Annotated in this window: 19 protein-coding genes; 13 read left to right on the forward strand and 6 right to left on the reverse strand. The window is 54.8% G+C overall.

The window, feature by feature from the left end:
* Positions 1 to 3 precede the first annotated feature (3 nt).
* Positions 4 to 1,674: an alpha-glucosidase gene (locus tag EDC90_RS04830; protein WP_165972738.1), complete on the forward strand. Its 1,671-nt coding sequence runs from the start codon at positions 4 to 6 to the stop codon at positions 1,672 to 1,674.
* Positions 1,675 to 1,677: 3 nt separating this feature from the next.
* Positions 1,678 to 2,772: an ABC transporter ATP-binding protein gene (locus EDC90_RS04835; protein WP_132309153.1), complete on the forward strand. Its 1,095-nt coding sequence runs from the start codon at positions 1,678 to 1,680 to the stop codon at positions 2,770 to 2,772.
* A gap of 322 nt (positions 2,773 to 3,094) precedes the next feature.
* Here the strand turns inward: EDC90_RS04835 and EDC90_RS04840 are convergent, their stop codons facing one another.
* Positions 3,095 to 3,661: an HXXEE domain-containing protein gene (locus EDC90_RS04840; RefSeq protein WP_132309155.1), complete on the reverse strand. Its 567-nt coding sequence runs from the start codon at positions 3,659 to 3,661 to the stop codon at positions 3,095 to 3,097.
* A 173-nt stretch (positions 3,662 to 3,834) separates the two neighbouring features.
* The gene (locus EDC90_RS04845) at positions 3,835 to 5,517 is read right to left on the reverse strand and encodes a CHASE domain-containing protein (RefSeq protein WP_132309157.1); all 1,683 of its coding nucleotides are present in this window, start codon (positions 5,515 to 5,517) and stop codon (positions 3,835 to 3,837) included.
* Between the two features lie 351 nt (positions 5,518 to 5,868).
* On the opposite strand from EDC90_RS04845, the gene EDC90_RS04850 reads away from it, so the two are divergent.
* Entirely contained in the window at positions 5,869 to 6,069 is a 201-nt protein-coding gene (locus EDC90_RS04850) for a CsbD family protein (protein ID WP_132309159.1), read from the forward strand.
* A 132-nt stretch (positions 6,070 to 6,201) separates the two neighbouring features.
* Here the strand turns inward: EDC90_RS04850 and EDC90_RS04855 are convergent, their stop codons facing one another.
* Together EDC90_RS04855 and EDC90_RS04860 are read right to left on the reverse strand one after the other, a co-directional pair.
* A complete protein-coding gene (locus EDC90_RS04855) occupies positions 6,202 to 6,363 on the reverse strand; it encodes a DUF1328 domain-containing protein (protein WP_132309161.1) in 162 nt (53 codons plus the stop codon).
* A 137-nt stretch (positions 6,364 to 6,500) separates the two neighbouring features.
* Positions 6,501 to 7,295, reverse strand: coding sequence for a response regulator (locus EDC90_RS04860; protein ID WP_132309163.1), 795 nt, complete (start codon positions 7,293 to 7,295; stop codon positions 6,501 to 6,503).
* Between the two features lie 170 nt (positions 7,296 to 7,465).
* On the opposite strand from EDC90_RS04860, the gene EDC90_RS04865 reads away from it, so the two are divergent.
* From EDC90_RS04865 to glyS, 10 genes are all read left to right on the forward strand, one after another.
* Positions 7,466 to 7,663 (forward strand): NepR family anti-sigma factor, encoded by a 198-nt coding sequence (locus tag EDC90_RS04865; RefSeq protein WP_132309165.1) that lies wholly within the window; start codon positions 7,466 to 7,468, stop codon positions 7,661 to 7,663.
* Positions 7,663 to 8,235, forward strand: coding sequence for an RNA polymerase sigma factor (locus EDC90_RS04870; RefSeq protein WP_132309167.1), 573 nt, complete (start codon positions 7,663 to 7,665; stop codon positions 8,233 to 8,235). Before EDC90_RS04865 ends, EDC90_RS04870 begins: the two co-directional genes overlap by 1 nt.
* A gap of 135 nt (positions 8,236 to 8,370) precedes the next feature.
* Positions 8,371 to 9,237 carry a S49 family peptidase gene (locus EDC90_RS04875; protein WP_132309169.1) on the forward strand — a complete coding sequence of 289 codons (867 nt, stop codon included), beginning with the start codon at positions 8,371 to 8,373 and terminating at the stop codon, positions 9,235 to 9,237.
* Positions 9,238 to 9,272: 35 nt separating this feature from the next.
* Positions 9,273 to 9,461 (forward strand): hypothetical protein, encoded by a 189-nt coding sequence (locus EDC90_RS04880; RefSeq protein ID WP_132309171.1) that lies wholly within the window; start codon positions 9,273 to 9,275, stop codon positions 9,459 to 9,461.
* A gap of 342 nt (positions 9,462 to 9,803) precedes the next feature.
* A complete protein-coding gene (gene putP / locus EDC90_RS04885) occupies positions 9,804 to 11,297 on the forward strand; it encodes a sodium/proline symporter PutP (protein WP_132309173.1) in 1,494 nt (497 codons plus the stop codon).
* A gap of 130 nt (positions 11,298 to 11,427) precedes the next feature.
* A complete protein-coding gene (locus tag EDC90_RS04890) occupies positions 11,428 to 12,378 on the forward strand; it encodes a glycine--tRNA ligase subunit alpha (RefSeq protein ID WP_132309175.1) in 951 nt (316 codons plus the stop codon).
* Between the two features lie 69 nt (positions 12,379 to 12,447).
* Complete coding sequence (locus EDC90_RS04895; RefSeq protein WP_132309177.1) at positions 12,448 to 13,011, forward strand: LemA family protein; 564 nt, start codon at positions 12,448 to 12,450, stop codon at positions 13,009 to 13,011.
* Positions 13,012 to 13,057: 46 nt separating this feature from the next.
* Entirely contained in the window at positions 13,058 to 14,311 is a 1,254-nt protein-coding gene (locus tag EDC90_RS04900; protein WP_132309434.1) for a 3-phosphoshikimate 1-carboxyvinyltransferase, read from the forward strand.
* 70 nt (positions 14,312 to 14,381) lie between these two features.
* Positions 14,382 to 16,313, forward strand: coding sequence for a DUF2207 domain-containing protein (locus EDC90_RS04905; protein WP_132309436.1), 1,932 nt, complete (start codon positions 14,382 to 14,384; stop codon positions 16,311 to 16,313).
* 88 nt (positions 16,314 to 16,401) lie between these two features.
* Positions 16,402 to 18,516 carry a glycine--tRNA ligase subunit beta gene (gene glyS / locus EDC90_RS04910; protein WP_132309179.1) on the forward strand — a complete coding sequence of 705 codons (2,115 nt, stop codon included), beginning with the start codon at positions 16,402 to 16,404 and terminating at the stop codon, positions 18,514 to 18,516.
* 133 nt (positions 18,517 to 18,649) lie between these two features.
* Here the strand turns inward: glyS and EDC90_RS04915 are convergent, their stop codons facing one another.
* Both EDC90_RS04915 and EDC90_RS04920 read right to left on the reverse strand, forming a co-directional pair.
* Entirely contained in the window at positions 18,650 to 20,440 is a 1,791-nt protein-coding gene (locus tag EDC90_RS04915) for a TRAP transporter large permease (protein ID WP_132309181.1), read from the reverse strand.
* Positions 20,437 to 21,015 (reverse strand): TRAP transporter small permease subunit, encoded by a 579-nt coding sequence (locus EDC90_RS04920; protein ID WP_132309183.1) that lies wholly within the window; start codon positions 21,013 to 21,015, stop codon positions 20,437 to 20,439. Before EDC90_RS04920 ends, EDC90_RS04915 begins: the two co-directional genes overlap by 4 nt.
* Positions 21,016 to 21,357 lie beyond the last annotated feature (342 nt).

Here is a 21,357-nt window from a genome sequence, read left to right on the forward strand (position 1 = left end):
ATTATGCCTTCCAAAGATATGAAGAATGGCTTCGCCTCTATCTCCAGCGATGAAGACTGGTGGCGCGGCGCCGTCATCTATCAGATCTATCCCCGGTCTTTTCAGGATAGCAATGGCGACGGCATTGGGGACCTCGCCGGAATAACCGCCCGGCTGGGCTATGTTGCGGCGCTTGGCGTTGACGCGATCTGGCTTTCGCCCTTTTTCGCCTCGCCACAAAAGGACTTCGGATATGACATTTCGGATTATTGCGATGTCGACCCGATGTTTGGCTCTCTTGACGATTTTGATGCCTTGATTGCCGAGGCGCATCGTCTCGGTCTTCGGGTCATGATTGACCAGGTTCTAAGCCACGCTTCGAGCCAGCATCCGTGGTTCATCGAAAGCCGGTCAAGCCGAACCAACCCAAAGGCGGACTGGTTCGTCTGGGCTGACATGCAGCCTGACGGCTCACCTCCGAATAACTGGCTTTCGGTCTTTGGCGGTTCATCCTGGCAATGGGACAGCACGCGTCGACAATACTACCTTCATAACTTCCTGGCTGAACAACCGGATGTGAATTTGCTCAATCCGGAAGCGCAGGACGCTATTCTGGATACGGTACGCTTCTGGCTGGAACGCGGCGTCGATGGTTTCCGGCTCGATACGACGAACTTTTACTGTCACGACGCACGCCTTCGTTCCAATCCGCCGGCAGACTTTGTCGAGAAGTCCAAAGAGATCGAGCCGTATCACTACCAGAACCATCTGTTTGACAAGAATCGCCCCGAAACAGTGGATTTCTTGCGCCGTTTCCGGGCCTTGCTGAACGAATATCCGGGCTCTGCGAGCGTCGGTGAGATCGGCTATGGTCCTCAGTCTCTTGACCTGATGGCGGAATACACGTCGAACAACGACAAGCTCAACATGGCGTACACCTTCGACTTTCTCGGTGACGAGTACGATGCTGACATCTTCCGAAAGCGGATTGCCCGCTTTGAGGAAAAGGCAGCCGGCAGTTGGCCATGCTGGGCCTTTTCCAATCACGATGTGTCGCGACACGTCAGCCGGTGGCATGAACATGCCGATGATATCGGCCAGCTTGCCAAGCTTATGGGTTCGCTCCTGCTTTCGCTTCGCGGATCGGTCTGTTGTTATGAAGGTGAAGAGCTCGGGCTGACCGAGGCCGAACTGGCCTACGAGGATCTCGTCGATCCCTACGGCATTCGGCTGTGGCCCGAGTTCAAGGGTCGTGACGGTTGCCGTACCCCAATGCCCTGGGACAGCAAAGCGGATCATGCCGGTTTTTCGCCAGCCCGCCCCTGGTTGCCGGTCGATAGCAACCATCTGCCGCTGGCTGTGAACCGTCAGGAAACCGATCCGACCTCCGTCTTGTCGCATTACAGGGCTTTTCTCGCTTTCCGGCGTGCTCATCCGGCGATGATCAAAGGGGATATCGAACTGCTCCCGGCCAGCGTTGGCGGCGAGGCGATCCTGGCTTTCCGCCGCGTGCACGCGGATGAGGAGGTCCTCTGTATATTCAATCTGGGGCGCTTGCCGGCGCAATATAAGCCGCCCTTCGATGTGAGCACGTTCAGTGCACTTGACGTGCCAAGTTTCAGGAACAGCGTGTCAGATGGCGTCATCTCATTGGAAGGCACCAGCGCATTCTTCGGAAAAATCGAGAGGAAATGATCCATGTCCGGTGTAACCCTGTCCGGTGTCAAAAAGAGCTACGGCTCGGTCGAGGTGCTTCACGGCATTGACCTCGATATCCAGCCTGGCGAATTCGTCGTTTTCGTAGGACCGTCCGGCTGTGGAAAATCCACGCTTCTGCGCATGATTGCGGGCCTGGAGGAGATTACCGCCGGCACGCTGGAAATTGACGGGCGCGTAGTGAATTCCCTGACGCCGAAAGAACGCGGCATCGCCATGGTTTTCCAGTCCTATGCTCTCTATCCGCATATGAGCGTTTACGAAAACATGGCCTTCGGTCTGTCTTTGGGACGCAACACGCCCAAGAGCGAGATCGATCGGCGTGTTCGGGAGGCTGCCGAAATCCTGCAGATCACTCCCTACCTCGACAGAAAGCCCAAGGAACTGTCGGGCGGCCAGCGCCAGCGCGTTGCCATCGGACGCGCCATTACCCGTGACCCGAGGGTTTTTCTCTTCGACGAACCATTGAGTAACCTCGATGCGGCCTTGAGAGTAGCGACGCGCCTCGAAATTGCCCGTCTTGCCGAGCGCATGAGCGATACGACAATGGTTTATGTGACCCATGATCAGGTCGAGGCGATGACGCTGGCCGACCGGATCGTGGTCCTCAATCAGGGCATGATCGAACAGTTCGGAACACCGATGGAGCTTTATCGCAATCCGGCAAACCTGTTTGTTGCCAAGTTCATCGGCTCGCCATCCATGAACATTGTTCCCGGCGTTTTTTCTCCGGAGGACAACGGCTTCGCGATCGCGTTGGAGGCGGGCGAACGTATACACATTTCGCGACCTCTGCCGGGGGCAGGTGGTCCGGGGTATATTGGATTAAGACCTGAAGACACGACACTGGTGGCGGAAGAACGCGCGTTGTTTGCCGGCAAGGTGATGATGACCGAACCTTTGGGGGAGGTCACGCTTGCCTATGTTGACATCGGTCGGGAGGAAACGCCCTTTGTGGTCAAACTTCCCGGTGAACCAAACATCAAGCGCGGAGACTTCGTCTTTCTCGGCGCAGAAGAAGACTGCCTTCATCTGTTCGATGCCGACGGGCGCCGCGTCAAAGAAATGGCTGTCTGATCGCCGTTTCGGGGATGCCCATTTCTCTCAAATGGTATTCCGTTGTTCGGACTTCACGGCCGGGGCGCAACACTAGCGCTGAGCGGTCATGAGAGCTCTCGGTCGGTTTCTACAAAATCTCGACGGGGCTCACAGCCGTTCGCCTGATTGTTTATGGGGCGCAAAATGGGTAACGTTATGTGTATCACTAAATGCGTCAGTTGGAAAAAATAAAATAAAAACAATGATGCTATGGGTGCTATCAATCCGGCAAGGGGCACCAAATCTTTTTCTTCGATCTGTAGTGATTTTTGCGCCGTTGACAGGCAAAAGCGTTTTTTCGTTAGTGCATTTGGTGCAGGCGAAGGCCTGCCTGAGCCATGATCGCAACGTGAATGAACAGCGCTGCGATGAGCGCGATGAAATGATCGCGCATCGTTATGCCCGGGACACCTGCTGAAACTATCAAAGTGATGAGGCTTAACGGGATGAAAAGTGCGATAGCGGTCGCAATTCCGGGATTGTAGCACCGGAACCTGAGGCTGGTGATAATATGCAGCAGCGCATTGACCAACAGCAGGTAGGGCGCAACGAGGCCCAGACCCGTTTTCACAAAAACCGCCGTATAAAATGCAAACAGGTTTACGCCCCAGACCAGTGGTATGTTCACGACAATCACGTCAACAGGTCTGAGGACTTCCTTGCCGGCAAACAGGCGCGTATTGGTGAAGTGACGGAACCGGTCGCCCGCATGTTCTTCAAACTGATGCAGCATATAGATCGGCAGGTGCAGGTATATCAGCGTCAGAAAGCCTGAAAAAGATATGGCGATGGCCGGGCCGAGCGCAATGAAACCCACACCCATGAAGAGTGCTGCTGCCACCCAGCGCTTTGCCAGCCAGTTCACCATGAAGATGCTTCCCTATGTGCTGAAAATCCCAAAAGAACGGTGCAGGAAAGCCGCTTTAAAAGCAAGCCTCACCGACATTCGGGGCTTCTTGCACGGCTTTACGGCAGACAGGGAAAGCCGTGCCACCCCAACGCAAGATGGAATGTGAGGTATGGCAGGCAGGGGAGGCTTGATCAGCTGTTCTGCCTGTCCTTTCTTGAGCGCCGTTTCAGCCCGCGCCGGGATTTCCGGCCGGTGGCTTCTTCAGGGGTCGGGAAAACAATCTCAACCGTCAGCCCTTCCGGGCTGTAGTGACGCTCAATCTTCCCCTGAAGTTCACCCATGATGTTCGCATCGATCAGGCGTGTACCGAATCCCTTGCGTTTGGGTGGCTCTGAAAATCCGCTGCCGCATTCTTTCCAGATCAGACGGGCTTTGCGGTCTTTGCCGGAACCTTCAAAGTGCCAGCTGACTGAAAGCGTGGCAGCCCCGCTGGAAACACTGCCATATTTGAGCGCATTGGTTGCCAGTTCATGGAATGTCAGACTGAAGGCCTGTGTCGCTTTTTCATCGAGTTCAAGCGTTGGGCCATCGACTTCGTAAGACGTCTGGATTTCTCCGAAAACCTGTTCCAGTTCTTTGCCCAGCAGTTCTTTCAGGTCGGCACGTCCCCAATGCGAGCGTGTCAGGACATCCTGTGCGGTCGACATCGCCTGCAGTCTTGCTGAATAGGATTCCATGAAATCTGAAAGGGTTTCCGAATGGTGTGCTGTCTGACGGGCAATGGCGAGCATGCGTGCAATCGAATTCTTGATCCGATGCTTCATTTCCTGAAGGATCAGTTCGCGTTCCTGCAAAGATTTTTCTGTTAGCCGCTGTACTTCGCGCGCGGCCGCAAGAGCCTTGATCTGCGATTGTGCGGAAAGTGCCAGCGCGACGGCGAGCAACAACGAGACAGAGGCAATGACAAAGGGCGTTACATCAAACTGCCGCTGTTCAAAGGCTTCTGTCGGGGTAACATCAATCACCCAGGTGCGCCCGGCAATGTCGATTGTCCGTTCAACAGAGACATCGCTTTCTTCAAGTGCGGTATCGTAGTTTTCTGATTTGAATAACGGTGTTTCTGCGGCTTGCTGATCGTGTGCCTCAATGGCAACCGGCAGGTTCGGTTCGACATCGATAACCGCTTCATAAAGGTCACCTGCACGAAACGGTGCGTAGATGAAGCCGGACAGAGGCAGGTTGCCCTCTGCGTTAACCGGTCCATTGTCGACTTTAAATGGGAGGTACAGCAGAAAGCCTGTCTGCTTGTCTGCTGTGATTTCCTGAACAAGCTCAACGGGGCCGCTCGCGCGCGGTGTGTCATTGGCAAAAGCGTCAGCCATGGCCTCGCGTCGAACGGGCTCCGTATACATATCGTAGCCGATGGCATTGCGGTTGCGCACATCGTCAGGCTCAAGAAGAACGATTGGCGCACGGAAATCCTGATCCGTTTCCTCAGGCCAGACCTCCATGCCGGAATCGTAGTTTTCGGCGATCATTTTTTGGGCTGTGGCCTCATTGCCGGTGTATATCATCCGTGCAAAGCCGATACCCTGAATACCGTCATAGCGATCTTCGGTGTCCAGTCCTGCGACATATGTTTTAAAAGCGGCGCGGCTTACATCGCCATTGGTCGCGGTAAAGAATGCTTTGGTTGCCTCCAGCAGAGACATATGCTGGTTAAAGCGGCTTGCAAGTCTGTCAGCGATGTCATCGGCTGCCATGTCAAGCGCGCTTTCTCGCTCGATATTCGAAGTGCGGTACATGGAAAACGACATTCCAAAGCCAATGGCCGCAACGACAAGGAAAACCAGTATGGGTAGAAAGCGGTTCACTCTCGTTTAATCTCCTGTGCGCGCCATGAAATTCAGGCTTCGGTGGGCTCGTTCCGATTTTGCCCTGGCGCGTTCTGAATGGTTTTATAAAAAAGTCTTTAGGTGGGTCAGTCTAACCCGGAAAGCCGTTGCGGTCTTTAAACTATGGCAAGAGCTTTCAGAAAATGACCGGCACTCTTTACCGCTTAAATTAGAATACTGATTTACAGTTATCACTTCCCTTTTTTCATAAGGTTGTCAATTACGGCACACAGGGTGAAGTTTTCGATTTTCCTGTCTTTTCGGAACTGTGCCTGCCTGCTCCGCGTTAAGTATGTGTTCTCTGACAGAACATTTAAAAGGAGCTGAATTATGAATTGGGATCGGATCGAAGGGAACTGGAAACAGTTCCGTGGTGAAGCTCAGGCCCAGTGGGGCAAGCTGACAAATGATGACGTTGATGTTGTTAATGGCAATCGCGATAAGCTGATCGGTAAGATTCAGGAGCGCTACGGCAAAGAGCGCGATGAGGCTGAACGCGATGTCGACAGCTGGCTTGATCGCCTGAATTAGAGCAATCAAACCGACTGATCGATCAAAAAGCGGCGGACAAACGCCGCTTTTTTTGTGTCTTGTTCTGGTCTGATATGAAAAAAGCTCCGCGTTTGAGCGGAGCTTTTCAAGGTGTGTCAGATATCTGATCTTTCAGCGCCGGGCAAAATTGACGATGACCGCGACAACAAAGAACAGCAGGAACAGAAAGAACAGGATTTGGGCGATACCCGCAGACGCGCCCGCAATTCCGCCGAAACCAAGTGCTGCGGCGATAAGTGCGATAACCAGGAATACCACTGCATAATAAAGCATCTCAAACCTCCATATTGTATGAAGATTAAACGCAGGTCAGCATGGCTGGTTCCTCCTGCAAACGAGAAAAGGCGACCTTGCGGTCGCCCCGGTAGACTTCGCTGATAATCAGGCGATTGAATATCAGCCCGTCATGCTTAAGCAGCTTCTTCTGTATGTTCCTGGAAGAAAAGAGCCTGGCTGATCAGTGCTTTGACCATGTCCGGGTTAAACGGTTTCGTCACCAGAAATGTCGGCTCCGGGCGCTCGCCGGTCAGCAGGCGCTCGGGGAATGCGGTGATGAAGATCACCGGTAGCGTATCCTCGGCCAGAATGTCGTTGACCGCGTCGATGCCGGAGCTGCCATCGGCAAGCTGAATGTCAGCCAGCACCATCTTGGGGCGCGATTTGTTGTAGAGGTCGACAGCTTCCTTGTGCGTGCGGGCGATGCCGGTGACACGATGACCGAGGCTTTCCACCATCTGCTCAATATCCATGGCGATCAGCGGCTCGTCTTCGATGATCATGATATCAGTGGCGACCTGTTTGGCGATTTCGGCTGAAGCCTGATCGACAAGGTCTGAAACTGCATCTGTTTCAACGCCGAGGATCGTAGCGGTTTCTTTGTGAGAGAAGCCCTCAAGCGAAATCAGAAGAAATGCCTGACGCGGCTTGGCGGGCAGCGCCAGCAGATTGGCGGCCGCCCGCTTTTCCCACGAATAGGGGGAATCTATATCTTCGATTTCAACTGTCGTGGAACTGAAAAGGTGAGAAAACAGTTTATAAATCGCAACCCGGTCATCACCGTCTTGCGGGAAAAGCGAAACATCTTCGATCAGGGCTTCGAGCACGGCGGCAACATAGGCGTCGCCAGAGGTCTGCGAACCTGTCACGGCACGTGCGTAGCGCCGGAGGTAGGGAAGGTGCGCAGCGACACGGGTAGAAAGTGACATAGTAAATACTCTCCTGCCTGTTAAAAGGTCTTGGTATGCAATTAAGCCATGTTAGGCCCTCAATGTCATTAAATGGAGTCGTCAGAAAAAAGTTCCCCCGAACGGAACTTTTTATTTTTGGTGGCGTTTGAAGCTCAGAACCAAAATGAATGCAATGCGGGGTAAGTCCATTGAAGAATAACAGTAAGGGCCTTGATGAAGGCACGACCCTGCCAGGTGTTGCGAAAAGCCCGGACGAGGCAATCAGCCGTCGTCTCAAAGCTCTTTATGACGCCGTTGAGCAGGAAGAGATTCCGGATCGGTTTCTCGATCTACTCGAACGCCTTGATGCGGCGGAATCAGCATCCAACCGTAATGCGGAGGGCTGATGGCTGTGGTCAGGGAAGAAGAGACGACTTTCAAGCGCGATATGCTGAAAACGGTGCCAAGTCTGCGCGCTTTCGCTGTGTCGCTTTGCGGGCATCAGGATCTGGCAGACGATCTTGTGCAGGACACAATTATGAAGGCGTGGGCGAAACAGGAAAGCTTCACTGAAGGCACAAACATCAAAGCCTGGCTTTTTACCATTCTGCGGAACGAGTTTTACAGCCAGATGCGCAAAAGCGGTCGCGAGATTCAGGATAGCGATAATGTGTTCACTGAGCGTATGTCGACGCATCCCTCTCAGCACGGGGTGATGGATCTCAAGGATTTCAGAGAGGCGCTGAATCGTCTTCCCGATGACCAGAGAGAGGCCATCATTCTGGTCGGTGCTTCCGGTTTTTCCTACGAAGAAGCTGCTGAGATCTGTCATTGCGCTATCGGCACCATTAAAAGCCGGATCGCTCGGGCACGGACCAAGCTGCAGGAGATGCTGGATATAAAAGGCGAATCTGACTATGGCCCGGATGCCAATACGGCGGCGGTGGTCAGCGGCGTTTTCGCGTCACGGCCTGTCTGATAGCCGCCTTTAAGCAAAGTGAAACCGCAGGAGCGCCAAAAAGCCTCCTGCGGATTTTTGATATGCTCTTGTCTTTGTGGCGCAAGAGCATACATCTCCAGAGAAAAGTGACTTTAAAGGCGGGAAGCAACATCAATGAGCAACTGGAAAGCGAAACTGATTCCGGCGAAATTTCGCAAGGACAAGACCATAATCCCGGTCGTCCGGCTTTCCGGTACCATCATGGCGGGCGGTTCGCCCGGCCGGAGAAACCTTAATCTGGCCTCTTGCGCAACAGCGCTCGAGAAGGCGTTTTCGATGAAGAATGCGCCCTGTGTTGCGATTTCTTTGAATTCGCCTGGCGGTTCGCCGGTCCAGTCGCGCCTGATCTATCAGCGAATTCGCGATTTGTCTGAAGAAAAGGGCAAGTCGGTGCTGATCTTCGTGGAAGATGTTGCCGCATCTGGTGGTTATATGATCGCACTTGCCGGAGATGAGATCTTTGTCGATCCGACATCGATTGTCGGTTCGATTGGTGTTGTTTCAGGCGGGTTTGGATTTACCGAACTGATCCGTAAAATCGGCGTTGAGCGGCGTGTCTATACCGCCGGTGAAAACAAAGTCATGCTCGATCCGTTCCAGCCCGAGAAAGAAAGAGATATTGCGTATCTCAAGACCCTTCAGGCGGATATTCATGACGTGTTCACTGGCATGGTGAAGGCGCGGCGCGGGGCGAAACTGGCTGACGACCCTGATTTGTTCACCGGTCTTTTCTGGACCGGAAGAAAAGGCGTTGAACTGGGGCTGGTCGACGGCATCGGCGATATGCGACCAACGCTGAAACAGCGCTATGGCAACAAGGCTGAACTGAAACTCATCAGTGGCCCGACCAGTCTTCTCGGGAAAAAGGTGCCGGGTGTTATTTCCGGCCACGTTAATAGCGACGAACTGGCTGCTGGTTTTGTCGCCGGGCTTGCAGAAACGGCTGAAGAACGGGCATTATGGTCCCGGTACGGCCTTTAAGGGTTGTACCCAACTTACCAACCGGGAGCACTGATATGGGACGGTTTCTGGTCCTCGCCGCAATTGCAGGTGGCGGATATATGCTTTATCGCAAGTTCATCAACGACGCCGAGGCGCTGAGCGCGCGTGGTGAACAGAAGCGTGCAGAGCAGAAGAACGGTGCAACCGGGACGCTCGTGAAAGATCCTGTCACCGGTGAGTACCGGGTGAAGAAGGCTGACTGAGAACGTCAGCGTCCTGAAAACATCTCCCTGAATTTTTGTGGAAATATTGCAGGCGAACGGTGGTGTTTCCGTTTGAATGCAGCTTGTGCTTGCCTGATAATTATCAAGAATGTTACGATTATCGCAATCGGGTGTGATTGCGATAATCGTATAAGATGTGTCGTACGTTTTAGGTTTAGCTTATCGTGGCATGTCGTTTTTGAAACTTTAAGGTTCGCCCACTGGCCGGTTTTGGCTGGTCTGGTCCACCTAAAGTGAACTTGAAAAAAAGAGGTGGGGGGACTGCGCTTTCTAAAAGCCTGCCCGCGTCTAACGGTCGGAACACCAGGCAAGGAAAGAATAATGAGCTTTGGAGTCATTTTCAGTCTCACCCTCTATTTTGTGCTGATGCTGGGCATCGGCCTCTATGCATGGCGAAAATCCACATCGAATTCCGAGGAATATATTCTTGGCGGGCGGCAGCTGAGCCCTGCTGTTGCAGCCCTTTCTGCCGGCGCTTCGGATATGAGCGGCTGGTTGCTGCTGGGCTTGCCCGGTGCGCTGTTTGTCAGCGGTCTGACGCAGAGCTGGATCGGGATCGGGTTGACCGTCGGTGCTTTTTTCAACTGGGTCATCGTTGCCCCGCGTCTGCGCGAGCAGACAGAACGCTACGATAACGCTTTGACGATCCCGGCATTTCTGTCGAGCCGGTTTCCGAGCAAGGCGCTTACGCTCAGAAGTGTTTCCGCTGTTGTGATCGTGGTCTTCTTTGCGGTTTATACCGCCTCCGGTCTTGTGGCGGGCGGTAAGCTTTTCGATACCGCCTTCGGCGATCTGGTCGATATTGGCGGGCTTACGCGCTACCAGACGGGTATTGTCCTGACGATGGGCATCGTGCTGATCTATACGTTGATTGGCGGGTTTCTGGCTGTCAGTCTCACCGACTTTGTGCAGGGATGCATCATGATGCTGGCGCTGGTGGTCATGCCGATTGTGGTGGTGATACGGGCAGGCGGTCTTGACGTGACCGCAGAACGGATGTTCAGCGTCGACCCGAACTTCCTGTCGATGACACATGGGCTGACGATTATTGGTTTCCTGTCTGCGGTCGCCTGGGGGCTTGGTTATTTCGGGCAGCCGCATATCATCGTTCGCTTTATGGCGGTGCGAAGTGTGAAAGAGGTTGGCACTGCGCGTAATATCGGCATGACATGGATGGTCATTTCGCTGCTTGGCGCGATTGGCGTCGGCATCTTTGGCCGTTCATATGTTGTCGGCAATGATATCAACGTTGCTGACCCGGAAACGATCTTTATCGTTTTGGCCAATACACTCTTTATCCCTCTGATCACCGGATTCCTGCTGGCCGCGCTGCTGGCCGCAATCATGAGTACGATTTCCTCTCAGCTTCTGGTGTCATCGTCTTCACTGACAGAGGATTTTTACGGCCTGTTTCTGCACAGGGAAGCCAGTGACCGGACAATGGTGAATGTCGGCCGTATCTGCGTGTTCCTGGTGGCGGTGGTCGCGGCATACATTGCCTGGAACCCGGATTCACAGGTTCTCGGACTTGTGTCTCATGCATGGGCCGGTTTCGGATCTGCCTTTGGGCCGCTGATCATTCTGGCACTGACATGGCGTGGGATGTCTGGCTGGGGGGCTGTGGCCGGTCTCGTCGTTGGTGCGGTGACGGTTATTGCCTGGATCGCGCTTGGCTTTAACAGCAGCTTTATGGGTGGCCCCGGCGTTTATGAGATTATTCCCGGATTTATTGCCGCTTTCATCGCCATCTTGGTGGTGAGTCTTGCAACGCCGACCGAGGGGGAATTCCGCCCGCTTGAAACTCCGGCCGAGTAAGCCGTTTTAAAATCGCCATTCGCCGCTGTTTGTTTTTGTTGCGGCGAATGGCAAGTCGCTCTGGCTTGACCCTTTCGCGCTTCCGTGGCACTCAGCGCTCACCCTTCAATGAAGACAAAGTTCGTTTGCCATGTCCGATGACGCGATTCCACCCCATATGCATCCAAAGCGCTCCTTCCAGGGGCTCATTCTGACGCTTCAGTCCTACTGGGCTGAAAAAGGCTGTGCGATCCTTCAGCCTTACGATATGGAAGTGGGTGCCGGAACGCTGCATCCCTCAACGACACTGCGAGCGCTTGGGCCGAAACGCTGGAATGTCGGTTATGTTCAGCCATCGCGCCGCCCGGCTGATGGTCGTTACGGCGAAAACCCCAATCGCTTGCAGCATTATTACCAGTATCAGGTGCTTCTGAAACCGTCGCCACCGGATTTGCAGGAGCTGTATCTCGGTTCGCTGAAGGCCATTGGTCTCGATCCATTGCTGCATGATATTCGCTTTGTTGAAGACGACTGGGAGAACCCGACGACGGGCTCATGGGGGCTTGGCTGGGAATGCTGGTGCGACGGTATGGAAGTCTCGCAGTTCACCTATTTCCAGCAGGTCTGCGGCATTGAATGCGCGCCGGTTGCAGGTGAGCTGACCTATGGTCTGGAGCGTATCGCCATGTATGTTCAGGGAGTCGACAGCGTTTATGATCTGAACTTCAACGGACGCGAAGGCGACGAAAAGGTCACCTATGGTGATATCTTCCTGCAAACGGAGCAGGAATACTCCCGCCACAATTTCGAATACGCCAATACTGAAATGTTGCACCGACATTTCATTGATGCTGAAGCTGAATGCAAGGCGCTTCTTTCTGCCGGTTCACCGGATCATCCGGGTATGCTGCGCAAATGTGTGTTTCCAGCCTACGACCAGTGCATCAAGGCCTCACATATTTTCAATCTTCTGGATGCGCGCGGTGTCATATCGGTGACAGAGCGTCAGAGTTACATTCTGCGCGTGCGAACACTGGCAAAGGCCTGCGGCGAGGCGTATCTTTTGACCGATGCGGGTGGTTTCCAGCCGGAAACAGCCTGATTGCCGCAAATCTGTCACGCTGCGTGCTTATCGAAGCCCGCGCTTTAAGAGAATGATCGGGGGAGCCGGATGCTGATAACCTTCATCGTCTTGATCGTGATCGTATTTGCGATCATCGGTTTTGTTATCTCGCTTTACAATGCGCTCGTGCGTGCCCGCCAGACGGCGGAAGAAGCATGGTCGGGCATCGATGTTCAGCTGAAGCGCCGTGCCGATTTGATCCCCAATCTGGTCGAGACCGTGAAAGGATACGCCGCCCACGAACGCGGTACGCTGGAAGAGGTCGTTGAAAAACGTAACAAGGCGCAGAGCGTCGCCTCTGGCGATGTGGCCGGCAGAGCGGAGGCAGAAGGTGAGCTTTCGCAGGCTCTGGGACGGCTGTTTGCCCTTTCTGAAGCCTATCCGGATCTGAAAGCCAACCAGAATTTCGCTGATCTTCAGGCATCCCTTGAGAAAACAGAAACCGAAATTCAGATGGCGCGCCGTTATTATAACGGTGCAACCCGCGATCTGAATGTCCGGGTTGAAAGCTTTCCGAGCAACCTTATTGCTGGTCAGTTCGGGTTTCACAAGCGTGATTATTTCGAGATCGAAGACGCGGCGGACCGGGCCGTTCCCGACGTTTCCTTCTGAATTTCTTGTCTCGTTTTTCAGCGAGGCTTTCGAGAAAGTTTGAGTGATGAATCCAGACAGGCTTACCGTCATTCCGGCAGATCATGCGCTTGAAGGGCGCGTTCGTCCTCCGGGCTCAAAGTCGATCACCAATCGCGTGCTTCTGCTTGCCGGGCTGTCCAAAGGCGTAAGCCGTCTGACCGGTGCGCTGAAAAGCGATGATACCCGTCATATGGCAAATGCTCTTAAAGCCATGGGCGTCAGCGTCGAAGAACCGGACGAAACAACCTTTGTCGTGACCGGGACGGGCAGGCTTGAAGCGCCGCACGAGCCTCTGTTTCTTGGCAATGCCGGTACGGCAACCCGGTTTTTGACCGCAGCTGCGGCCAGCGTGGATGGTACCGTCATCGTGGATGGCGATGCGCATATGCGCAAACGCCCGATCGGGCCGCTGGTCAATGCGCTGCGCCGTCTTGGCATTGACGCCCATGCGCCCACCGGTTGCCCGCCTGTCACGATCAACGGAAAGGGCGCTTTCGGAACGGGGGGCGTTGAAATTGATGCAGGCCTTTCGAGCCAGTATGTTTCCGCTCTGCTGATGGCGGCGCCGCTTGCACCCGAGCCAGTCACAATAGCACTGACCGGCACGGAGATTGGTGCACGCGGCTATATCGCGCTGACACTTGATGCGATGCGGGCCTTTGGTGCGAAGGTCGATCAGATTGACGATGCGACGTGGGAGGTTCAGCCAACCGGTTATCAGGCTGCAGATTTTCACATTGAACCGGATGCGTCTGCCGCAACCTATCTCTGGGCGGCAGAAAAACTCACCGGTGGCAGGATCGACATCGGCACACCGGCTGAAAAATTCACCCAGCCGGATGCCAAAGCCTATAACGTCATCGCGGCTTTCCCACATATGCCTGCCGAGATTGATGGGTCGCAGATGCAGGATGCGGTGCCAACACTTGCCGTGCTGGCTGCGTTTAATGAAACGCCGGTGCGCTTCACGGGCATTGAAAATCTTCGTGTGAAGGAATGCGACCGCACCCGTGCACTCTCGCTCGGTCTCAACAATATCCGCGAGGGGCTGGCCGAAGAGGATGGCGACGACCTGATCGTCCACGCCGATCCGGTCCTTGCCGGCCAGCGCCTGCCGGCTGAAATCGACACATTTGCCGATCATCGCATCGCCATGAGCTTTGCGCTCGCGGGGTTGAAAATCGCTGGCATCACCATTTTAGACCCGCTCTGCGTCGGCAAGACCTATCCCGGTTACTGGGACGCACTGGCCTCGCTGGGTGTGAAATACGCAACCTGAAGGAAAGATAATGGCGACAGCGAACCGAAGCCTCCGTTTTACGGAACTGAGGGTCACAGTCACGTTGCGGATGGCGTTTGCCATTCTGGCTCTTGCTCTTCTCATGGCCTCCGGTGCGCTATCCCACGCGCATGCGGCCGAATATATCCGGCAATTCGTTTCCGACGTGACCGTCGAAAAGTCCGGCGTTTATGATGTCAGCGAGATGATTACCGTCAATGCCGAGGGCGATCAGATCCGGCGCGGCATCTATCGCGATTTTCCGCTGCGCTTCAAAACCGATGACGGCCGCACCGGCGATGTGACCTTCAATCTCAAATCGGTCTTGCTCGACGGTGATCCGGTGGCCCACCACACCGAAAGCATTCCCGGCGGCATCCGCATCTATCTTGGCTCCGCCGATACGAACCTGTCATTTGGCGAGCATTCCTTCGTCATCAATTACGAAACCGACCGACAGGTGCGTTATTTCGATGACCATGACGAGATTTACTGGAACGCGACCGGCAATTTCTGGGCCTTTCCGATCGACAAGGCCTATGCCCGGATCACACTTCCGGAAGGCGTGACGCCTGACGACGTGACATATTATACCGGCGCTTACGGCTCTACCGAGCAAAACGCCCGGGCTCAGGTTGATGGCAATGTCGTTACCTTCATGACGACGCGGCCGCTTGCGCCGAAAGAGGGGCTTTCCGTAGTCGTGGCCGTGCCGAAAGGGGTCATTGATGCGCCGTCTGCGTCCGAAAGTGTGGCGTGGTTTTTGAGCGACTATCGCAACTATTTCATTGGCGCCATCGGTCTGTTGCTCGTTTTCGGCTATTACCTCTGGTCTTGGCTCTCGGTCGGGCGCGATCCGAAACCGGGCGTCATCGTGCCGCGCTGGGATCCGCCGGAAGGCCTGTCGCCCGCGCTCGTTTCCTATATCGAAAACCAGGGGTTCGGTGCGTCGCGTTTTGAGGCGATCGCCGCGACCGTCGTAGACCTCGCCGTGAAGGGCTTCGTCACCATCGACAAGCCGAAAAAGGGTATGAAGATTACCCGCACAGACAAACCCTTCGACACCGCGCTGCCGTCGGGACAGAAGGCCTTGCTGAAGTCTGTCGATGACGCCGGCGGTGTCTTTATCATCGACAAGGCGCACAGTTCGAAAGTCTCGTCGATGGCGAGCAAGTTTACCTCTGCGATCACAAACGAGCACCGCGGTGATTATTTCGTTTCCAATGCGCTTTATACCGTGGGCGGCGTTTTTCTTTCCGTCCTGGCCGCGATTGCGCTGTTCATGTTCGGCGAAGTGAATATGGCCGTGCTGCCGGTTCTGTTCATGTCGGTCTTCGCGGCGATTTTCATCGGTATTTTCTCAGGCACCTTCGCCAAGATGTTCAGCCGACGCGGCAAGGGCATTGGCGCGGTCATCGGACAACTGATTTTCGCCGGTATCCTTGGCCTTGTCGTCGTCAATGTGATCGGCGGTCTGCTGGTTTCCATCTTCTCGACCAATCTCGGGCCGCATGACTGGATGCTGATTGCCTCGCTTGGCGGGATCGTCTTGATGAATATCCTGTTCTTCTTCGCCATGGGGGCGCCGACGCCTGCGGGGCGCAAGAAGATGGACGAAATTGCCGGGTTGAAACAGTATCTGACACTGGCTGAGGCCGACCGGATGAACATGACCGGCTCGCCGGAAATGTCACCGCAGCATTTCGAAACGCTTTTGCCCTATGCCATCGCACTTGGCGTGGAAAAACCGTGGTCGGAGACCTTCGACAAATGGCTGACCGCAGCCGTCGCCGCAGGCACGACCGGTTATTACGCGCCTTACTGGTATTATGGCACCTTCAGCCATAGCAGTCTTTCGCGCGATATCGGCAGTTTCTCCTCGTCTATGGCATCCACCATGTCGTCATCCATGCCGACGCAAAGTTCGTCGTCTTCCGGTTTTTCGGGCGGCGGCGGCTTTTCCGGCGGTGGCGGTGGCGGCGGCGGCGGTGGCGGCTGGTAGGCCGCTTTCCGCATTCGAGGATGACAATTGCCGCGCAGCTTGCTAACACCGCCGCACCGATAATCCACAAACGTTAGAAACAGCCCCGATGCCTGATTTATTGCTTGAACTCCGCTCTGAGGAAATTCCTGCCCGCATGCAGCAAAAAGCGGCAGGCGACCTGAAAAAGCTTTTGACCGATGCACTTGTGGATGCGGGGCTGACCTATGAGGGGGCGAAGGAGTATTTCACGCCACGCCGTCTTGCCCTCAATATCAAGGGCCTGACCGCAAGATCGGCAGATGTGCGCGAAGAGCGCAAGGGGCCGCGGGTCGGTGCACCGGAGAAGGCCGTTGCGGGCTTCTTGCGCGGTGCCGGGCTGGACGATGTTTCGCAGGCGAAAATCCAGTCAGACCCGAAAAAGGGTGATTTCTATGTGGCTGTCATCGAAAAGCCCGGTCGTGATGCACAGGACATCATTCGTGATGTCATGCCCGGCATCATTCGTAATTTTCCTTGGCCGAAATCGATGCGGTGGGGCGCTGCCTCGGTAAAGCCGGGCGCTTTGCGCTGGGTCCGTCCGCTTCAGTCTATCGTCTGCACGTTTGGAACTGAGATCGAGGAAACCGAGGTCATTGACTTTGATGTGGATGGCATCGTTGCCTCCAATATCACTTACGGTCATCGCTTCCATGCGCCGGAGCCTTTTGAAGTCAAGCGGTTTGACGACTATGCTGCCGGACTGGAAAAGGCCAAGGTTGTGCTCGATGCCGAGCGTCGCAAGCACATTATTCGAGACGATGCGGCCAACCTTGCTTTCGCCAACGGGCTTGAAGTGGTTGAAGATGAGGGCCTTCTGGACGAGGTCGCCGGTCTTGTGGAATATCCGCATGTGCTGCTTGGCGCGTTTGAAGAAGATTTTCTGCAGATCCCCGATGAAATCACGCGGCTGACGATCAAGACCAATCAGAAGTGTTTTGTGACCCGTCAGCAGGGTGATGAAAAGCTGACCAACAAGTTTATCCTGGTTGCCAATATCGCCGCCAGTGATGGTGGCAAGGAAATCTGCTACGGGAACGGCAAGGTCGTGCGTGCGCGCCTTTCCGATGCGCTTCATTTCTGGCATATCGACCAGCGCGATCTGCCGGATATGGGCGGGCTGACGGCATCGGCTGAAAAGTTTGGCCTTGATTTGAAAAAGCCGCTCGACCAGCGCATGGCGAAGCTCGATGCACTTGGCGTGACTTTCCACGCGAAACTCGGCACACAGGGCGAGCGCGTCGCCCGCATTCAGGCGCTGGCTTCGAAGCTGGCGCCGCTGGTTGGCGCCGATCCGGGCGAGGTTGACCGTGCCGTGGTGCTGGCCAAGGCCGATCTTCGCACCGAAGCTGTGGGAGAGTTTCCCGAGCTTCAGGGGTTGATGGGGCGCAAATATGCGGCTCTGCAAGGCGAAAGCGAAGATGTGGCCGCAGCCATTGAAGAGCATTACAAGCCGCTGGGCCCGTCAGACCGTGTTCCGCGCAACAAGGTATCGCTGACGGTGGCGCTTGCCGACAAACTCGACACGTTGACCGGCTTCTGGTCGATCGACGAAAAACCCACCGGTTCCGGCGACCCTTATGCTCTCAGACGGGCGGCGCTGGGTGTGATCCGCATCATTCTGGAGCGTGGGGTCAGGATCAGTCTTCTGGATTTTTTTGCTGACCTTGATCTGCTCTCCTTCTTCCACGATCGCTTCAAGGTCTACCTGCGTGACCTGGGTGCGCGTCATGATTTGATTGACGCCGTGCTGACACCGCAGGCCGATGATCTGGAAACAGTGGCGCGCCGGGTCGAGGCGCTGACGAAATTCCTCGATTCCGAAGACGGCAAGAACCTTCTGGCCGGTGAAAAGCGGGCAAGCCAGCTGCTGGCCGCGGAAGAGAAGAAGAAGACCAAGGTGGCAGAAAAGGTCGATCCGGTGCTTTTCGAGACGGATGCGGAAAAAGCGCTCTATGATGCGATTGTTTCTGCCGCTTCCAAGGCGCGTGAAGCCTCCGAAAAGGAGGACTATTTCGCTGCCATGGAGGCCTTGTCCGCCCTGCGTGCGCCGGTTGATAAATTCTTTGAGGATGTTCTGGTTAATGCCGACGATGAGGCTGTCAGAGCCAACCGTCTGGCACTTCTGGCGATGATCCGGGAAGCGACCGGCACGGTTGCGGATTTCTCGAAGATTTCGGGCTGAAAATCCCGGAACTGATATAATTTCAATTAAAAGCCCCGGACGGCGAACGTCCGGGGCTTTTTCGTATCTAGATCTGGCTAAGTCGGGTGAGCACACCCCCCTCAACGGTCTTTGCGTTTCTAAAATGGCCGTTTCAGTCGAAATTCAGTGACGGCGGGTTGCCAAGATCAAGACCGTCATTGCCGTCACTATTGTCACCTGAGCCAGACGGTTCATCGAAACTTGGCAGAGCGAATGGATCGTCACCGCCTGTCCCCCCGAAGCCGCCGTCAAGGCCGAACGGGTCGTCGCTCTGGCCTTCTCCGCCCAGTGAAGGCATTTCAATGGTGACCGATGCAGGGTCAACGCGGACAATCTCGTCTTTGTAATGGGTCACCAGCTTCGGGAAGAAGATGACAGCAAGAATGACGGCGAACTGGATCGCGATAAACGGAATGATGCCTTTATAGATATCGAGTGTTCTCACACCGCGCATCGTTGCACCGGTCGCTTTATCGACCCAGTCCCCGCCCGGAGTGACAGAGCGCAGATAGAACAGCGAAAAGCCGAAGGGGGGTGTCAGAAACGAGGTCTGTAGGTTCAGGCCCAGAATAATGCCGAACCAGATAAGATCGATGCCAAGGGCTTCAGCCGGCATCACCAGAAGCGGCACCATGATGAAGGCGATCTCGAAGAAATCGAGGAAGCAGCCGAGAATGAAGATAATTATCGTGACAACGATCAGGAAGCCATATTCCCCGCCCGGCAGGCTGGTGAGCAGCTCCTCAATCCAGACATTACCGTTGATGCCATAAAAGGTCAGGCTGAATACGCGCGCGCCCATCAAGATCATCATCACGAAGGCAGAAAGCTTCGTGGTGGAATCAAGCGCCTTTTTCAGCGTTGCCATATCAAGGCGGCCCTTGGCCAGCGCCAGGGCCAGAGCGCCTGTTGCGCCCATGGCACCGCCTTCGGTTGGCGTGGCGATACCAAGGAAAATGGTGCCGAGCACGAGAAAGATCAGCGCCAGCGGCGGCACCAGAACGATGATGACCTGCTGCGAGAGGCGTGAGAGAATATTCAGATTCATCCGGTCATTGGCGATGGCAAACAGGTAGACAAGCAACACACCGAAGCAAAGCGCTGCAACCAGCCGCCATGCGTCATCGAAACCTGTAAAGAGAACGTGATAGCCGAGGAAGTAGAGGCCGACTGCAACGGCAAACATGGCGATAAGTGAGGTGACACCGTTACCAAGTGTGCGGGCTTCCGGCGGCATGGCCGGTGCGGCCTTCGGGCGGATCAACGTCATGATGAAGACATATGCGCAATATGCTGCAATCACCAGAAGCGATGGATAAAGCGCACCGATATACATATCGCCTACAGAACGACCGAGCTGATCGGCCATGACGATCAGAACCAGCGATGGCGGGACGATCTGTGCCAGCGTACCGGAGGCAGCGATTGTGCCGGTGGCAAAGGACCGGTCGTAATTGTAGCGCAGCATAACCGGCAGCGAGATCAGGCCCATGGCCATGACCGACGCGGCAACAACCCCTGTGGTCGCGCCCAGAAGGGCTCCAACCAAAACCACGGCATAGGCAACGCCACCGCGAACGGGACCAAAAAGCTGTCCGATCGTGTCCAGCAGATCTTCAGCCATGCGGGATCGTTCAAGGATGATCCCCATGAAAGTGAAAAACGGGACGGCCAGCAACGTCTCATTGGACATGATGCCGCCGAAAAAACGATCGGGATGCGATTGTAGCAGTGGCCAGAACAAATGGATTTCTGGCGAAATCGCCGAAAATTCAACGCCGAGAACAAAGAAAATCAGCCCGCCGGCGGCGAGTGTGAAGGCCACCGGGTAGCCGAGAAGAAGCATCGCCATCACGGTGATAAACATGATGGGAGCGAGATTATGAGCGATCAGATCAATCATTCCGGCTTGTCCTCTTCGGTCATCATATGGGCGGCGTTGCCGGATTCGGAGTAGAGCGTCTGGTTGCTGGCAAGGTGCCCGCTCAAAACGCCTGCGCGTTTGATGATTTCAGAAAAGGCCTGCAGCAAAAGCAGTATGAAGCCAATCAGAATAAAGGATTTTGCAGGCCAGAGGATCAGTCCGCCTGCATTGGTCGAATGTTCTCCGCTCGCAAACGATCGCCAGAACCAGGGCCATGCGAGATAAACCATCATGCTTGCAAAAGGCACGAGAAACACAATGTGCAGCGTCAGATCAATCCAGTCGCGTGTTCGCTTGCTCCATGAGCCGGACAGGATATCGATCCTGATGTGCTCATTTTTCAAAAGCGTATATGCGGCAGCCAACATGAAAACGGCGCCGAACAGATACCATTGCAGCTCCAGCATGGCATTGGATGACAGGGAGAAAAGTTTGCGGCTCACCGCATTTCCTGCACTCACCAGAACGGCCACCAGCAGCAGCCAGGACACAGAATGTCCGATGAACGTGTTCAGCCTGTCGATTGCACGGCTTATTGTTATCAGTGTTTTCATGTCAGCCTTCTTTAGGAGGTCCTCCAAACCGTCCGAACTCCTTAAAGGAAGTTGTCAAGGCCGCGCAACATGCCTTTCGTCCAATATGATCCAAAAAAACGCGTTTTCGGATTTATTCATCAATATTTTTGCTAAAAGTCGCAATCTAATTTCTTTTTCCGCCAGAAACTGTGTCTTTTTCTGTCGCTGCGGGGATTTTTCGGCCTTTTGCTTTCGTTGCCCGAAACTATAAAAATATGATATTTCGCAATAGTGGAGGCGGTCGATACGCATGTAGCGCGACCGGAAGAGACCGGATTTCGACGGGGCTAGGCCTTACGGACCGGTTCCGAAGATGACGAA

The organism is Martelella mediterranea, from assembly GCF_004342225.1.
Lineage (GTDB): Bacteria > Pseudomonadota > Alphaproteobacteria > Rhizobiales > Rhizobiaceae > Martelella > Martelella mediterranea_B.

Coding starts and splice junctions, on each gene's coding strand:
- EDC90_RS04895 (WP_132309177.1), top strand. CDS start 12,448: ATGCTGATAACCTTCATCGTCTTGATCGTGATCGTATTTGCGATCATC.
- EDC90_RS04850 (WP_132309159.1), top strand. CDS start 5,869: ATGAATTGGGATCGGATCGAAGGGAACTGGAAACAGTTCCGTGGTGAA.
- EDC90_RS04880 (WP_132309171.1), top strand. CDS start 9,273: ATGGGACGGTTTCTGGTCCTCGCCGCAATTGCAGGTGGCGGATATATG.
- EDC90_RS04860 (WP_132309163.1), bottom strand. CDS start 7,295: ATGTCACTTTCTACCCGTGTCGCTGCGCACCTTCCCTACCTCCGGCGC.
- glyS (WP_132309179.1), top strand. CDS start 16,402: ATGCCTGATTTATTGCTTGAACTCCGCTCTGAGGAAATTCCTGCCCGC.
- EDC90_RS04920 (WP_132309183.1), bottom strand. CDS start 21,015: ATGAAAACACTGATAACAATAAGCCGTGCAATCGACAGGCTGAACACG.
- EDC90_RS04900 (WP_132309434.1), top strand. CDS start 13,058: ATGAATCCAGACAGGCTTACCGTCATTCCGGCAGATCATGCGCTTGAA.
- EDC90_RS04915 (WP_132309181.1), bottom strand. CDS start 20,440: ATGATTGATCTGATCGCTCATAATCTCGCTCCCATCATGTTTATCACC.
- putP (WP_132309173.1), top strand. CDS start 9,804: ATGAGCTTTGGAGTCATTTTCAGTCTCACCCTCTATTTTGTGCTGATG.
- EDC90_RS04905 (WP_132309436.1), top strand. CDS start 14,382: ATGGCGTTTGCCATTCTGGCTCTTGCTCTTCTCATGGCCTCCGGTGCG.
- EDC90_RS04855 (WP_132309161.1), bottom strand. CDS start 6,363: ATGCTTTATTATGCAGTGGTATTCCTGGTTATCGCACTTATCGCCGCA.
- EDC90_RS04875 (WP_132309169.1), top strand. CDS start 8,371: ATGAGCAACTGGAAAGCGAAACTGATTCCGGCGAAATTTCGCAAGGAC.
- EDC90_RS04835 (WP_132309153.1), top strand. CDS start 1,678: ATGTCCGGTGTAACCCTGTCCGGTGTCAAAAAGAGCTACGGCTCGGTC.
- EDC90_RS04840 (WP_132309155.1), bottom strand. CDS start 3,661: ATGGTGAACTGGCTGGCAAAGCGCTGGGTGGCAGCAGCACTCTTCATG.
- EDC90_RS04890 (WP_132309175.1), top strand. CDS start 11,428: ATGTCCGATGACGCGATTCCACCCCATATGCATCCAAAGCGCTCCTTC.
- EDC90_RS04830 (WP_165972738.1), top strand. CDS start 4: ATGCCTTCCAAAGATATGAAGAATGGCTTCGCCTCTATCTCCAGCGAT.
- EDC90_RS04870 (WP_132309167.1), top strand. CDS start 7,663: ATGGCTGTGGTCAGGGAAGAAGAGACGACTTTCAAGCGCGATATGCTG.